The sequence below is a fragment of the Mesorhizobium sp. M0306 genome, from assembly GCF_040321655.1.
Lineage (GTDB): Bacteria > Pseudomonadota > Alphaproteobacteria > Rhizobiales > Rhizobiaceae > Mesorhizobium.
In genome coordinates this window covers 99,550-113,673 of the sequence record NZ_JAMYRY010000012.1, presented here as the reverse complement: position 1 = coordinate 113,673, position 14,124 = coordinate 99,550, and the positions used below count along the sequence as shown (strand labels likewise).

Annotated in this window: 14 protein-coding genes and 2 pseudogenes; 9 read left to right on the top strand and 7 right to left on the bottom strand. The window is 60.4% G+C overall.

Features of this window, described 5'->3' with window-relative positions; genetic code table 11:
• The first annotated feature begins 42 nt into the window (after nucleotides 1–42).
• The 3 genes from hisD to NKI95_RS18440 all read left to right on the top strand — a co-directional run bounded on the left by hisD (nucleotide 43) and on the right by NKI95_RS18440 (nucleotide 3,659).
• Nucleotides 43–1,359, top strand: a complete 1,317-nt coding sequence (gene hisD, locus NKI95_RS18450) for a histidinol dehydrogenase (protein WP_352502282.1) — start codon at nucleotides 43–45, stop codon at nucleotides 1,357–1,359.
• Nucleotides 1,360–1,437: 78 nt separating this feature from the next.
• Entirely contained in the window at nucleotides 1,438–3,024 is a 1,587-nt protein-coding gene (locus tag NKI95_RS18445; protein WP_352718706.1) for a GMC family oxidoreductase, read from the top strand.
• 89 nt (nucleotides 3,025–3,113) lie between these two features.
• Nucleotides 3,114–3,659 carry a VOC family protein gene (locus tag NKI95_RS18440; RefSeq protein WP_352718705.1) on the top strand — a complete coding sequence of 182 codons (546 nt, stop codon included), beginning with the start codon at nucleotides 3,114–3,116 and terminating at the stop codon, nucleotides 3,657–3,659.
• Between the two features lie 242 nt (nucleotides 3,660–3,901).
• Here the strand turns inward: NKI95_RS18440 and NKI95_RS18435 are convergent, their stop codons facing one another.
• From NKI95_RS18435 to NKI95_RS18410, 6 genes and pseudogenes are all read right to left on the bottom strand, one after another.
• A complete protein-coding gene (locus tag NKI95_RS18435) occupies nucleotides 3,902–5,002 on the bottom strand; it encodes a Gfo/Idh/MocA family protein (RefSeq protein ID WP_352718703.1) in 1,101 nt (366 codons plus the stop codon).
• Between the two features lie 2 nt (nucleotides 5,003–5,004).
• Nucleotides 5,005–5,904: a sugar phosphate isomerase/epimerase family protein gene (locus NKI95_RS18430; protein ID WP_352502286.1), complete on the bottom strand. Its 900-nt coding sequence runs from the start codon at nucleotides 5,902–5,904 to the stop codon at nucleotides 5,005–5,007.
• Between the two features lie 147 nt (nucleotides 5,905–6,051).
• Nucleotides 6,052–6,864 carry a helix-turn-helix domain-containing protein gene (locus tag NKI95_RS18425; RefSeq protein WP_352502287.1) on the bottom strand — a complete coding sequence of 271 codons (813 nt, stop codon included), beginning with the start codon at nucleotides 6,862–6,864 and terminating at the stop codon, nucleotides 6,052–6,054.
• 295 nt (nucleotides 6,865–7,159) lie between these two features.
• Complete coding sequence (locus NKI95_RS18420; RefSeq protein ID WP_352718700.1) at nucleotides 7,160–7,867, bottom strand: hypothetical protein; 708 nt, start codon at nucleotides 7,865–7,867, stop codon at nucleotides 7,160–7,162.
• Nucleotides 7,864–8,430 (bottom strand): hypothetical protein, encoded by a 567-nt coding sequence (locus NKI95_RS18415; protein ID WP_352718763.1) that lies wholly within the window; start codon nucleotides 8,428–8,430, stop codon nucleotides 7,864–7,866. Before NKI95_RS18415 ends, NKI95_RS18420 begins: the two co-directional genes overlap by 4 nt.
• Before the next feature lie 213 nt (nucleotides 8,431–8,643).
• Nucleotides 8,644–8,784 (bottom strand): annotated as a pseudogene (locus tag NKI95_RS18410) (aminoglycoside phosphotransferase); the annotation flags it as partial.
• On the opposite strand from NKI95_RS18410, the pseudogene NKI95_RS18405 reads away from it, so the two are divergent.
• The 6 genes and pseudogenes from NKI95_RS18405 to NKI95_RS18380 all read left to right on the top strand — a co-directional run.
• Nucleotides 8,775–8,951, top strand: a pseudogene (locus NKI95_RS18405) (IS21 family transposase); the annotation flags it as partial. The pseudogenes NKI95_RS18410 and NKI95_RS18405 overlap by 10 nt on opposite strands.
• Nucleotides 8,941–9,753 (top strand): IS21-like element helper ATPase IstB, encoded by an 813-nt coding sequence (istB, locus tag NKI95_RS18400; RefSeq protein WP_352718698.1) that lies wholly within the window; start codon nucleotides 8,941–8,943, stop codon nucleotides 9,751–9,753. The pseudogene NKI95_RS18405 and the gene istB, both read left to right, overlap by 11 nt.
• A 171-nt stretch (nucleotides 9,754–9,924) precedes the next feature.
• Nucleotides 9,925–10,746, top strand: a complete 822-nt coding sequence (locus NKI95_RS18395) for an alpha/beta fold hydrolase (protein WP_352502288.1) — start codon at nucleotides 9,925–9,927, stop codon at nucleotides 10,744–10,746.
• A gap of 63 nt (nucleotides 10,747–10,809) precedes the next feature.
• Nucleotides 10,810–11,115 carry a UBP-type zinc finger domain-containing protein gene (locus NKI95_RS18390; protein WP_352718696.1) on the top strand — a complete coding sequence of 102 codons (306 nt, stop codon included), beginning with the start codon at nucleotides 10,810–10,812 and terminating at the stop codon, nucleotides 11,113–11,115.
• A gap of 192 nt (nucleotides 11,116–11,307) precedes the next feature.
• Complete coding sequence (locus NKI95_RS18385) at nucleotides 11,308–12,765, top strand: FAD-dependent oxidoreductase (RefSeq protein ID WP_352718694.1); 1,458 nt, start codon at nucleotides 11,308–11,310, stop codon at nucleotides 12,763–12,765.
• Nucleotides 12,766–13,092: 327 nt separating this feature from the next.
• Nucleotides 13,093–13,656, top strand: a complete 564-nt coding sequence (locus NKI95_RS18380) for an HdeD family acid-resistance protein (protein ID WP_352718691.1) — start codon at nucleotides 13,093–13,095, stop codon at nucleotides 13,654–13,656.
• An 87-nt stretch (nucleotides 13,657–13,743) separates the two neighbouring features.
• Here the strand turns inward: NKI95_RS18380 and NKI95_RS18375 are convergent, their stop codons facing one another.
• Nucleotides 13,744–14,112: a response regulator transcription factor gene (locus NKI95_RS18375; RefSeq protein WP_352608321.1), complete on the bottom strand. Its 369-nt coding sequence runs from the start codon at nucleotides 14,110–14,112 to the stop codon at nucleotides 13,744–13,746.
• Nucleotides 14,113–14,124: the final 12 nt, after the last annotated feature.

Here is a 14,124-nt window from a genome sequence, read left to right as displayed (position 1 = left end):
CCGGCGGCGTCGCATCCTGCCAACCGGAAAGACGAGATGACCATGGCACGCCATTTGAAGCGAGCAGACGAGAACTTGCGCCCCGCTGTGTTCGAAGGCGAACTGCGCGCGACGGTCGAGGCGATCATCACCGACGTCGCAGAGCATGGTGACGCGGCGGTGCGGGCGCTCTCGGCGAAATTCGACAGCTGGGACCGTGAAGATTTTCGCCTGAGCGAGCAGGAGATCGAGGATTGCCTGTCCCAGCTTTCGATGGGTGAACTCAGCGATATCCGTTTTGCTCAAGCACAGGTGCGCAATTTTGCGGAGAAACAAAGGGCGTGTCTGCTCGACCTTGAGGTCGAAACGCTGCCGGGCGTTTTCCTCGGTCACAAGAACATACCGGTCGAGAATGTTGGCTGCTACGTACCGGGAGGCCGCTACCCATTGCTTGCTTCCGCACATATGTCGATCATCACGGCAAAGGTGGCGGGATGTCCGCGGGTGATCAGTTGCGCGCCGCCCTTTCGAGGCAAGCCGGCGCCGGCGATCGTGGCCGCACAGCATCTGGCGGGCGCCGACGTCATTTATTGTCTGGGTGGCGTGCAAGCCGTTGCGGCGATGGCCCTCGGCACCGAGACGATCGCCTCCGTCGATATGATCGTAGGCCCCGGTAACGCCTTTGTCGCGGAGGCCAAGCGGCAACTCTTCGGGCGGGTCGGCATCGATCTCTTCGCAGGCCCGACCGAGACGCTTTTGATCGCCGACGAAACCGTGGATGGCGAACTTTGCGCGACCGATCTGCTTGGCCAGGCCGAACATGGCGTCGATACGCCGGCGATTCTGATCACGAATTCCGAAAAACTCGCTCGAGACACGCTCAACGAGATCGATCGGTTGCTGGCCATCCTGCCGACGGCGGCGGTCGCGGCCAAGGCGTGGGCCAATCATGGGGAGGTCATTCTGTGCGAGGACGCAGTGGAAATGCTCCAGGTGGCCGACAGGATCGCCAGTGAGCACGTGCAGGTGATGACAAGGGATGACCGCTACTTCCAGGAGAATCTCACCAACTATGGCGCGCTGTTTCTCGGGCCGCGCACGACGGTCGCCTATGGCGATAAGGTGATCGGCACCAACCACACGCTGCCTACGAAGCTTGCGGCGCGCTACACCGGTGGGCTGTGGGTGGGCAAGTTCCTCAAGACCTGCACATTCCAGCGCATCGACACTGACGCTGCTTCCGCGGAAGTCGGAGCCTATTGCTCGCGTCTGTGCATGCTCGAAGGCTTCGTTGGTCACGCGGAACAGGCCAACATCCGTCTTCGGCGCTATGGCGGCTTGAATCTGCCCTATGGGACCGGCGCCCGGCGCTACGCCTAATTCGGAGAGGAAATCCGTTCTCACGCGTGGCGCTACTATTGTTTCTCACGCGTGGCGCTACTATTGTTTGGAGGGAGTATGGTCGATTTCATCGTGGTTGGAGGAGGGTCTGCCGGTTGCGTGGTGGCTTCCAGGCTCAGCGAGAATCCCGATGTTTCGGTGCTCTTGCTTGAACAAGGCCCCCGAGACAACAGCCCCTACATCCATATGCCGGTCACCTACTACAAGACCGCACAGGGCAATCTGCTGCAGCGCTTTGAGCAGGTCCGCAGCGAGGCGGACAAGCATCTTGGCGCTCAAACAATGGTCCAGCCCAGGGTTCTTGGTGGCGGCAGTTCCGTCAATGCCATGCTCTACATTCGAGGCGCGCCGGACGACTACGAACGCTGGGTGGAGCAAGGGGCCACGGGTTGGTCCTACAAGGAGGTCTTGCCGTTTTTCAAACGCTCCGAGGACAATGACCGGCTGTCCAACGAAGCTCATGGTGAGGGCGGCCCGCTGGGCGTCTCGGATCCCTGCTATGTCCACCCGCTGAGCCGTTCATGGCTGAAAGCCTGTCAGGAGGCTGGCCTTGCCTTCAATGCGGATTTCAACTCCGGGGAGCAGGCTGGATGTGGTTTCTATCAGCTGACAATTCGCAACGCCCGGCGCTCGAGTGCAGCCGTTGCCTTTCTGAAGCCGGCGCAGAGGCGATCAAATCTGAAGGTGCGAACAGATTGTCGCGTCTTGCGCATCGTCTTCAAACAGGGACGCGCCGTAGGGGTAGAGATAGCCGACGGGCAACGGACGTCGACTATCTATGCCGATCGTGAAGTCATCATATCCGCGGGAGCGATCAACTCACCCCACCTGCTGATGCTTTCCGGCGTCGGTCCCGCGGCGCATTTGCGATCCTGCGGTGTCGACGTGGTGCACGATTTGCCTGGTGTCGGACAAAATCTCTGTGATCATGTCGACATCTATATGACCTATCAACTGTCGGGACCCTACAGCTACGATCGCTACAAAAGCCCTCTGTGGCAGTCTTGGGCAGGCCTGGAGTATCTGCTTTTCCGACGCGGGCCGGTTACGTCGAACGTCATGGATTCGGGGGCGTTCTGGAGCACGAGCCAATCCACCGATCGGCCGGATATTCAGTACATATTCCTGTGCGGCAGCGGCATAGAATCCGGCGCCCCGGTTCCTGGCGGGTTCGGCTGCACCTTGAACGCGACCCACATCCGACCGAAGTCCAGAGGATGGTTGGGGCTACGAAGTTCCGACCCCGCGCAGCCTCCGCATATCGTGCCCAACTATCTTTCCGAGCCTTCCGATCTCGGTTGCCTGGTCGAGGCAGTTCAACGCGGCCAAGAGATCATGTCCCAGAAGGCGCTCTCAAAATACATCGAACGTGAGCATATGCCGGGCAAGCAACTTATGACGAAAGCCGATTACGAGCAGTACATACGGCAGTATGCGCAGTCGTCCTTGCATCCCAGCGGCACCTGCAGAATGGGGACCGACGACCTCGCCGTCCTGGATCCGGAACTACGCGTCCGCGGCCTCGACGGCCTGCGCGTCATCGACGCTTCAGCGATGCCGTCCGTGGTGTCGGGCAACACGAATGCTCCGACAATAATGATCGGGGAACGAGGGGCGGACTTTATCTTGCGCTCATTGACCTGACACGCCGGTTGCTGCGCCTTTCTGCCACCATTCCATGAAGGCGGCGCGCCGGGAAACTTGATCTTTCGGATTCAAAAAAGGAGACAGACATGAACAATCAGACGAAGGGCCTCCCTGGACTGGCAGGGATCGATCACGCCGGTTTGGTGGTGCCGAACATGCAAGAGGCGATCGCCTTCTTTCGAGACATCATCGGATGCGAATTCATCTACTCCGGCGGATCGTTGAAGGACGACACCGGGAATTTCATGCAAGACAAAATGAATATCCACCCGCGCGCACACATGAAAGAGGTCGTCTTCATGCGCTGTGGCAATGCGAGCAACATTGAACTTTTCGATTTCGAGGCCCCTGATCAAAAGACAGTATTCCCCCGAAACAGCGACATTGGCGGCTATCATCTGTGCTTTTATGTGGATGATATCAACGCAGCCAGCGAACATCTCCGCAGCCATGGGGTTAAAGTCTACGACAAACCGGAGTTCGAAAAACACGGTCCCGGAGCGGGCGAGTCGTGGGTCTATTTCGAAGCGCCATGGGGCCTTCAAATGGAACTTATCAGCTATCCATCCGGCAAGGCCTATGAGGCAAATGCAGGAATGCGGCTGTGGAACCCGACACAATCTAGCCACTAGGTCCACCGCTATCTATCCGCCACCCCGATCCAAATCGGGTTCGATTGCCTCCCAAGGCGAAGTGCGCTCCGTAGTCCGGACAGCCCGGCTGCGGGGCGCATTTGTGTGTGCAGATGGGCGGGCGCAGAAGAACTGGGCGGCGACGAGTGCCCTCCGACTTGTCCACAAACTACTCCACGACCCAATCGCGGATTCAGTCAGTCAGATGGTTTGGATTGGGCGCACCCGAGCAAGTGTCGCCTTCAGACAAACGGGTCCGCGTCGACCCGTCGCCCCAGCATGAAGCAGTCGGAGACCAGTTGTAGCGGCGTTGAATCTACATCCGATTTCCCGGACTTCAACAGCTCGGCGAAATGGGCATAGATGCCTTCGTATTCCTGGGACGATGAACCGGCGAGAGTAACCTCGCCATTAACACGGAGTTGCGTCCCGCCGTTGCTCAGCTGAAGAGTCGTGCCTTCGTTGGTTTCGACGTCTATGTCCCAGGATGGTTCACCGGTTTGTTGCCAGTCGAGTTCGGCGGTCAAATCGGCGTCAATCCCAATGGGCGACTTGAAGCGAATGGAGGCAGCAATGGGTGTTGCCTTGTTCGACGGGATCATCAGGAGCGCATCGGCTACAAGGATCGGAACCGGCATGATTTTCGAGATGATGGAGAATGCGTTGATGCCAGGATCAAACACGCCGAACCCGCCTGGCTCCCAGATCCATTCTTGACCAGGGTGCCAGTAGCGGACGTCCTCCTTCCACGACACATGCAGACGGCGGACCGTCAAACCAGCAAGGAGGCGTTTTGCCTCGTCGACCGCCGCGTTGTGTTGCGAATGCCATGCTGTGAAGACAATGCGTTTGTGGGCGGCAGCATGGGCCAGCAGTGCCTCCAGTTCACCGATTGTCGATGTCGGCGGCCTCTCGAGAAGAAGGTGAAATCCGGCGTCGATTGCTCGGTGTGCGATATCGAAGCGCGGTTTCGGAGGCATACACAGCGTGACGGCATCGAGTTTGATCCCGCTTGCGACGAGTTCCGAAAAAGTCTTGAAGGTTTTCACATTTCCGTAAGAGCCGCGCGAACTGACTACCGCTGCGAGGTTGAAGTCAGCGTTCTTGGCAGCTACCGGCAGATGCTGATCCTGTGCGATCTTGCCCAGGCCTACAACGCAAATTTGAATTGTCACAAATCCTCCTTCCAAATGGCCGAGTTTTTCGTCGCCATCGTTTGCACCGCTGTTAAGGAATGCCAGATTGGAGCCTGATTGGGTCGCTCTTGCCGTTTCAACGAAACACCTCGTCCAGTCAGTGAGTGGGGCGTGGCGTCGGGTCGAACCCGTCGGGCCTTTTCTCAAGCTCAGACCGCCAGACCTGCGGCCAGAAGCACGTTTCGTGTCGATTCCGCAGACTTGCGCGCCACGTCCTCGACGCTCATTGACGTGAGCGTAGGCGAAAACACCTCGGGTCCGACCTGGTTGAGGCCGCCTGTGTCCGCCAGGATTCGCAGGATTTCGGCATTCGGGAATTCACCGTCGCCAGGAAACTGGCGGTCGTAGCAATTGTCTTTGATCGTCACCCCCTTCGGCAGCGCCAGAGGGCCATCGTTGACCTGCACGCAATGGATCATGTCGCCGGGGATCGTCTTGAGGAGCCCAATGTCGGAGCCTCCGCGCACGAAATGCCACACGTCGAACACCAGCCCTCCATTCGACGCGCCGGAATCACGGACGACATTCCATGCCATTTCCAGCGTTGGAACGCCCCACAGCGGGATGAATTCGAGATCACACTTCAGGCCATGCGCAGCCGCGCGGGCGCAGATCGCCACATAGTGCTCCGTGATCTCGTCTGTCGACATTGCATTCAACGGAAAGGTGGCGTTCAGGCTCGCATGGGTGCAGCCGAGCGCGTCGGTCAGGCGAAAAAACTGGTCCGGTGGCGTGTTAACTGTGGCGATGTAGGCCTCGTCCATATTATCCGGGCGCCAGATCCGCGGCCAGGTGTTCAACGGGTCGAGCCGGGTGATGCGCACACCATGATCCGCGGCCTCCGCGACGATGTCCGATGCCGGTTTGCCGCCCTCGATCAGTCTCTCGACGTCACGCGGCATGAGCGACAGCTCCTTGAAGCCGGCAAGTTGCGTCGCCCGGAATTTGTCCGTTAAAGACAGATGCGCTACGTTCGAGAACGGCATCATGTAGGAATTGACGGTTCTCGACATATGCGGCTCCGGCACGTCTGCGATGGTGCTTACCATCTGCACCCACCAACTGGCGTGGACGCGCGCGGCTGACAGGCATCGACGGCAGCTGACTTCACCCGCAAGCAGCGCTCAGCGCAATTTCGCAGGCGGCATGACACTTGAGCACTCTGACGCACTTCGCTTGAGCGGTGACGGTCAATCTCAAATGGAGTCTATCGTCGACGTTCCGGATGTAAGATAGGTGATCACTTCCTTGGGTATCGAAGCGTCGCTCGGTGAAAGCACCGTGGCACGGCGCAGGTCGCCTTTCCGAGTCTTCCGGTCTCCCACAAAATGCATGGCCACCTTTTGCGCAACCGGCTGTCGCACCATGCTCGCCGCGATTCCGCTGGTTACCCCGAACATGAACTTCTTCGAATTTCGGTCGATTGAGGCGAGATTGCTGAATGTCATCTCGTTACGTTGGATGGTCTCGAAATCGATTGAGAACAGGCGATTGGAAATATAGAAACTGAATCCGTGGTATTTGAAAATATAGTCAATCTTATTAGAGCCATCGAGGTTCGGGAACCGTTCAACGTAGCTATGCATCAATATCCCGTCTTTCGAATAGAGATAAAATATTGACCTGAGTATCTGACCTTTGTAGATCGAGGAGTAGTGGTAGCGTTCGTAGGCCCCAAGAAAATCTGCCGCGTCTGTCGCATTCGCGGACAGTATTTCCGTGATAAACATCATCATCTTAGGCGATTTTTGTATCCGCTTGAACAGATGGAAGTGGTTTCCCTCAACAAGCGATTGAAAGTCATGCGGATTGTATGTCATGACATCGACGCTCAATCCGAAGAAATTCGCGATCAAGCGGAGATTCTTCTGCGACGGCGCGTGAGTTCCGGCGAGATACTTATTGAATTGCTGACGATTGATGCCCAACTTTCGGCATGCTTCCGATACGGTGCCGTGCTGCTCGCATAGAGTTTTAAGATTATCGGCTAGGTTCGCCTGCTGGTTCATCGCGGTTCTCCTGCTGCGCTCTGCGCTGAGCGTTGGCAGCGATATGCCCTCTATTTTGAAGCTTGGTTGCCGCGAATTGACGCTAGATTACACCGCAGTCGCGTCAGTTTGAATAGCGCACGTTTAGTTGGTGTGACAAAAAGTGGAGGTCGTGTATCACGTCCCGTGTGGCCTCCCGCAGCCTGTGTCGTCCGTGACCTCGCCATTCCATTCGCCGCCGACAACGTCGGACTCGGCGGTGGTGATGGGGCAATCTACCCGTTTTGAGTGTCGGATAATCTGCAGTCTGGAATTGTCAGCGCATATCCAGATCCAGCGTGCTGATCGCGACCAGCCGGTCGTAGACGATGTCGGTGCGGCCCACTGGTCCGCGAATGTTTCCCTCCAGGAAATGGTCGAAGTTTGGATCAGCGAGCAGCATGGTAACCTGTTCGGCGATGTAGGCCCGGATCTCCGGCTCGCCGTTTGCGATTTCCTCGACGATCTCCTCCCGCCCGTCGACCAAAAGCAGAATGTCCTCGGCATCGCGGCTGGCGATGAGATCGCCTTGGCCGCGTCCGCGGTATGCCTCCAACTTGGTCGCGACAAACAGCTGCGGCGTGAGGCGCCGGATCTCGAGCGCCTCCTCCAGCTGTTCTGGTACGGCCGTCGCGATCCCCTCTGCGTACCAGCGATTGCTGAACCCGAGGATCGCCTCGTCATCCGGCATGAAGTCGACCTTGATCTCGCCGAGTTTCATACGGCAGATGACGGAATCGTCAGCCGCCTCGGTGAAGCCGCGTGCGCGCAAACGCTCCGTCAGCTCGACCCATTCTGCGAAACCAGCGAGATCGACGATAAGGTCGACATCATCGGTCGCTCTCACCCCTTCGAGAACGATGGGGTCAGTAATGTAGAGCGCGGTCGTGCAGCCGCCGACGAAGACCAGGCGCGCGCGCAACTCCTCGCCGAGTGCCTCGGCGACGGCCTTCAACATGGCCTTCAACTGATCTTGGACAGTCATCCCAGCCTCTGCGCGAGCAGGTCGGCGGCGAGCTTGCTTTCGCGTTGATTGCCGACGCGGATCGCGTCGATGAGGGCCAGATAGGCGTAGAGCCGCCTGTCTTTCTCGCAGGCCTCCGGCACGCTTTTGAACAGCGGGTCGACCGACTGACCCATTTCTTTTGCATGCGCGTAGGGCCAAACGAAGATGAGATTGCCAGCGCTGTGCAGGGATTCACGTAGCACGGGGGCCGCGAATGCCGTCGGCAACCCGCGCTGCATGGCGCCTGGTTTCGCCGGAAAGACGAATTTCACACCGTGGACAATGAACTCGCGGAGATGGCGCCGGCTCGGTTTAGGCCGGTCTGTCTTCCTGTCCTTGATCGCGAGGCCCGCCGCAATGCTGCGCTTGAGCGAAGCGCCGATCTCCGTCTTGCTGATTCCGAGGGCTGCCTCGAGGCCGCGCACAGAATAGGGATCCTCGCCCGTGGCCAGCCCGAGCGGCGTAGATTCGTCACCGATATCCTTTGAGTAGTCCTCCAAGCTCGCCAGCTTGAGCAGAACGACAACATCCTGGCTCTTCATCATGTCCTCTGTCCTCGGACAGAGGACACCTAATCATCGTACACACTGAGTGTCAACGATCACGGCTGCAACTGGTGGTCTCGGCGGTGGGTCGACCGTTTCCACAACCGCTCGGCATGCCGCTAGCAACCGCAGTCCTCGAGTCTCGTCCTCAGTCCCGGGACAGTGGACAAGCGCGGATCGATCCCGCGCACCACAACGGGTTAATACTCCGAGGTGCTGGAGGAGCCCGGTCTCCAAAGCCAGATCAGCGTCGCTCCGCGTGCCAAGGCGGGCGGCTGCAAACCACCCACCGACTTGCACGCTCCAACCCTCATTGGCGACTCCGCCAGTGAGCCGCTCCAGGCGTCCCAACCAAGACGCACGTGTTGAACCTGCTGCACCGCCTGGTTGACGGCAAAGCCATCACGCCGCCGACCATCGATGCGCCCCAAGCCCTGATGCTGACCAATGAGCCAAAGGTCAATGTCGAGCGCTATGACGCTCTGCGCAAAGCCTCGGAGGCCCGCCATGCGTCATAACCCCGCCGCCGGCGCGATCATCATCATGCTCAAGAGCCTCAAGATGCACGGCATGGCCCAGGCCGCAGGCGAGTTGACCGAGCAAGGTGCTCCGGCCTTCGAGGCTGCCATCCCGATCCTGTCGCAACTGCTCAAGGCCGAGACGGCGGAGCGTGAGGTTCGATCGACAGCCTACCAGTTCAAGACCGCCCGCTTCCCGACCTATCGCGACCTCAATGGCTTCGACTTCTCCAGCAGCGAGATCAATGAGACCCTGGTGCGCCAGCTTCATCGCTGCGACTTCCTCAAGGAAGCCAATGACATCGTTCTGGTCGGTGGCCCTGGTACCGGCAAGACCCATGTCGCCACCGCCATCGGGGTGCAGGCCATCGAGCATCATCAGAAACGCGTCCGCTTCTTCTCGACCGTCGAGCTGGTCAATGCGCTCGAGCAGGAGAAAATGCAGGGGCGAGCTGGTCAGATTGCCGGCCACCTGGCTCACTGTGATCTGGTCATCCTCGATGAGCTCGGCTACCTGCCGTTCAGTGCCTCAGGCGGCGCCTTGCTCTTCCACCTGCTCAGCAGGCTTTACGAGCATACCAGCGTGGTCATCACCACCAATCTCAGCTTCAGTGAATGGGCCAGCGTCTTCAGCGATGCCAAGATGACGACGGCGCTGCTCGACCGGCTCACCCATCATTGCCACATCCTCGAGACCGGAAACGACAGCTTCCGCTTCAAGAACAGCTCGGCCCATGCGCCGCCAAAACCGAAGGAGAAACCCAGACCCTTGACCACCACATTTGACCAAGAACACAATTAAAAGGCGGGTCACTTCTCAGTGGAAAGCCAGGGTCACTTCTCGGCGGAAATCAACAGGCATACACAAGTATGATGCCACGAACCACTCGTAGAATGGTGCCAAATCATCGTCTGGCCGATGCTCTCCCTATCAACCGGCCGCACCGGCGGGTTCGCGACAGTGGAGAGCAAAATGAGCATTTTTCAGGTCACCGACGGCACGGCAATTTCCTACACCGACTGGGGCACGGGTCAGCCGATCCTGTTCTCGCATGGCTGGCCGCTGGCCGGCGACGCGTGGGCGCCGCAAATGCTGTTCTTTGCTTCGCAGGGCTACCGCGTGATCGCCCATGACCGCCGCGGCCACGGCAAATCGGGCCAGCCATGGGCCGGCAACAACATGGACCAGTATGCCGACGATCTGGCCGAGCTGATCGAGGCGCTCGATCTCAAGGACATGATCATGGTCGGGCACTCGACCGGCGGCGGCGAGATCGCCCATTACGTTGGCCGGCACGGCACGGCACGGGTCGCCAAGATGGTGCTGGTTGGTGCCGTGCCGCCCTTGATGCTCAAGACCGAAGCCAATCCCGAGGGTACGCCGATTGAGGCGTTCGACGGACTCCGCAAGGGAACGGCCACCGACCGGTCGCAGTTCTTCAAGGACCTGTCGATGCCGTTCTACGGCTTCAACAAGGAAGACGCCAAGGTCAACCAGGGTCTGCGCGACACCTTCTGGCGGCTGGGCATGCAGGGCAGCATCAAGGCCGAGTATGACTGCATCCGCGAATTCTCCGAGGTCGACTACACCGAGGACCTCAAGAAGATCGACAAGCCCACGCTGGTCGTGCACGGCGATGCTGACCAGATCGTGCCGATTGCAGCGGCCGGCCTCAAGACGGCCAAGATCGTCAAAGGCGCCGAGCTCAAGATCTATCCCGGCGCGCCGCATGGTCTGGCCGAAACCGAGGCCGAAAAATTCAATGCTGACGTGCTCGCCTTCATCAGGGCCTGATCAGCGCCCGGGGCCACGCAGCCACTGTGTGGCCCACTTTCTTTCGGCCCCAGGAGAGACCCCATGTCTAGCCATTGCACGCATGTACAGACCATACGCGAGGTGACGCCCGGTAGCCGCGGCTGCGAGGAGTGTCTTAGGACCGGGCAGCGCTGGCTGCACCTGCGCATCTGTCGCACCTGCGGCCATGTCGGTTGCTGCGATCAGTCGCCCGGACGCCATGCCACCGCCCATTTCCACCATACCGGTCGCCCGATCATCGAAGGCTATGATCCGCCCGAGGGCTGGGGCTGGTGTTATGTCGACGAGATGATGATCGATCTGCCTTCCCAGACGCCGCAGCTGGGGCCAATCCCCCGCTACTACTGAATTATTGCCAAGAGGGTTTGGGCCATGGCTACCAGCGAGACCACTGAGGATCGACGCTTTCCCACCCTGACGGCTGATCAACTCGCTGTGGTCGAGCGGCGGAGCGGCGGTGCCCCGGCGACATTGACGCCAGGTGCCCTGGCCTATGCAGTGGGCGCGACAGACGCGCCTGCCTGGTTCATCGTCGCCGGCATGATGGACATTTTTTCCCATGCGGGCCTCGACGATGAGCGCCTGATCCAGACGCTTGGCCCCGGGCAGTTCAGCGGGGAAATCAACCAGCTGACGGGGCAGCCGACGCTGGCCGGCGGCCGCGCCGGTGCGCAGGGGTGTCAGGCGGTGCTATTGACGGCGGCGCAGGTGCGGGCGCTGGTGATCGGTTCGGCCGATATTGGCGAAACGGTGATGCGTGCGGTCATGCTTCGGCGGGCTGCGCTGATCGACGCCGGCAGCGGGGGACCGATCCTCATCGGTGATCCCAATAGTCCGGACATGGTGCGCCTGCGTGGCTTTCTGGCCCGCAATGGCTTTCCCCATGTCGTGCTTGACGTATCAGTTGATGAGAGGGCTCGGGCCTTCGTTGCGCAGATGCAGCCCGGCGGGGCCACTCTGCCGCTGGTGGTCTGCGCCGACGGCAGCACGCTGCGCCGTCCGGACGACGCTGCGCTGGCGCATTGCATCGGCATATCGCCGACCATCGACACGGACGTCGTCTATGACACAGCCATCATCGGTGCTGGTCCCTCGGGACTGGCGGCGGCGGTCTATGCCGCGTCAGAAGGGCTCAGCGTAGTCGTGCTGGAGGCCAATGCCATTGGTGGGCAGGCCGGCGCATCGGCCCGAATCGAAAACTATCTCGGCTTTCCCAGTGGCATTTCCGGCCAGGCGCTGGCCGGGCGCGCCTTCAGCCAGGCGCTCAAATTTGGCACGAAAATAGCGCTGGCGCAGTCGGTGACCGCCCTGAAGTCTCTGACAGATGAGCGCCTGACCGCCCTGACGTTGTCTGACGGGCAGGTCATCCGGGCCCGGACCACGGTGGTGGCCTCCGGGGCGCGCTATCGCCATCCACCGCTTGCCAATCTCAAGACCTTTGAGGGGCGCGGCATCGCCTACTGGGCGTCCCCCATTGAAGCCAGGCTGTGCGAGGGCGAGGAGATTGCGCTGGTTGGCGGCGGCAATTCCGCTGGCCAGGCTGTGGCCTTTCTGGCGCCGCGGGTGAAAAAGCTGCATCTGGTGATCCGCCGGCCCGATCTGACGGCCACCATGTCGCGCTATCTGATCGACCGCATCGCATCGCTGCCCAATGTGGTGCTGCATGCCAGCTCCGAGGTGTCGGCGCTGGAGGGCGATGAGGTCGCCGGGCTCGATGCAGTGGTCCCGCGCCATCGGAAGACTGGGCAGGACAGCAGGCTGGCGCTGCGACACCTGTTCCTGTTCATCGGCGCCGATCCCAACACTAGCTGGATGGACGGCTGTGTCGAAACGGACAGCCACGGGTTCATTGTGACGGGTGCGGGTATGGCTGCCATCCCGCCGCCGGCCGGTCGTTTGCCGCTGGAGACCTCCATGTCGGGCGTGTTTGCCATAGGCGACGTGCGGGCAGGCTCCACCAAGCGCATTGCTGCGGCGGTCGGCGAAGGGCTGCCGTAATCGCCCAGATCCATGCCGCGCTGGCTGCCCGCTCTTCTGCCCCTTGATGGGTCAAAAGCCGTCCGGCCTAACCGATGCTCGGCAGGCCTTGCGGCCGGGCGACCTCCTGCCACGGCGGGCGACCCATACCTGCGTATGGGGCAATCAAACCAAGACACGTCCGGGCCGCCTACACGTATGACAGACCCCACGATGGTGCCCATGCGATCCTTGTAGTCATCGAGAGGACGGTATGTCGGGGCGGAGTTCATCGCCGCCGACGCGGGCTGATCGCGGGTACGCATTGCACCAGACCGTCCCTCCAACCCTTGAAGACAGGACATGAAAATGGACGACATATCCACCTCAACCGCCAGCAGCATTGTTTCCGACAAACCCCGCAACGGCCGGATCTGGCTGGCTACGCTGGGCTTGGCCCTGCTGGTCGCCGGTCTGCTGGCCAGCGCAAGCCTGATGCTCGCAACCGTCTTTTCGATCATCTATATTGCCGCAATGATGATCATTGCCGGTCTTGCGCAGGTGGGCTTTGCCTTCACCGCCCCGGGCTGGCAGGCCAAGATCCTTTGGACGTTTGGCGGCGTGCTCTACACCGTCGCGGGCGTTTTGGCATTTACCAACCCGCTGCTGGCCAGTGCCGGGTTGACGTTGCTGATCGGCGTGTTGCTGGTGATTGGCGGCGCATCCCGCATCGGCTCGGCCGCGCTTGAACACAAGGGCAGTCCTTCCTGGTCGCTCGCTGCCGTGGGAACGGTGACCGCCTTGGCTGGTCTGGCGGTCCTTCTGGCATGGCCCGGGGTCAGCCTGTGGCTTCTGGGCGCCATCCTGAGTGTGGACCTGATCTTCCAAGGGCTCAGCGCGCTGGGCATGGCCTGGGCGCTGCGCCAGCGCTAGGCAAGTGCTGCCAGTATCGCAGAAAGGGTCGCCCCGTGTCGGGCGGCCAATTTTGCATGTGGAACACGCGTCAGAGGGAAGCCGACCTCACGCCGCAAGGGCGGTTTCGATGCAGTCGATCAGCATCTGGCTCTCGAAGGGCTTGCCCAGGAAGCCAATGGCGCCGGCGGCCATGACCCGTTCGCGGATACGCTCGTCGGGGAAGGCCGTTATGAAGATGACAGGCGTTGCATTGCCCCGGTCGCGCAGGATCTGGGATAGTTCCACGCCGCCGATCCCATCCATCTGGACGTCAGTTATCAGGCAGTTGACATCGGACGTGCCGAGCGCGGCAAGATAGTCCTCTGCCGAGGCAAAGGTGGTGGCGTGCATGCCCAGCGAGCGGATCAGGCTGGATGTCGCCTGACGCACCGAAGGGTCATCGTCGACAATGGCAATGGTCTTGACGTGTGACATTGAAATTCCTCG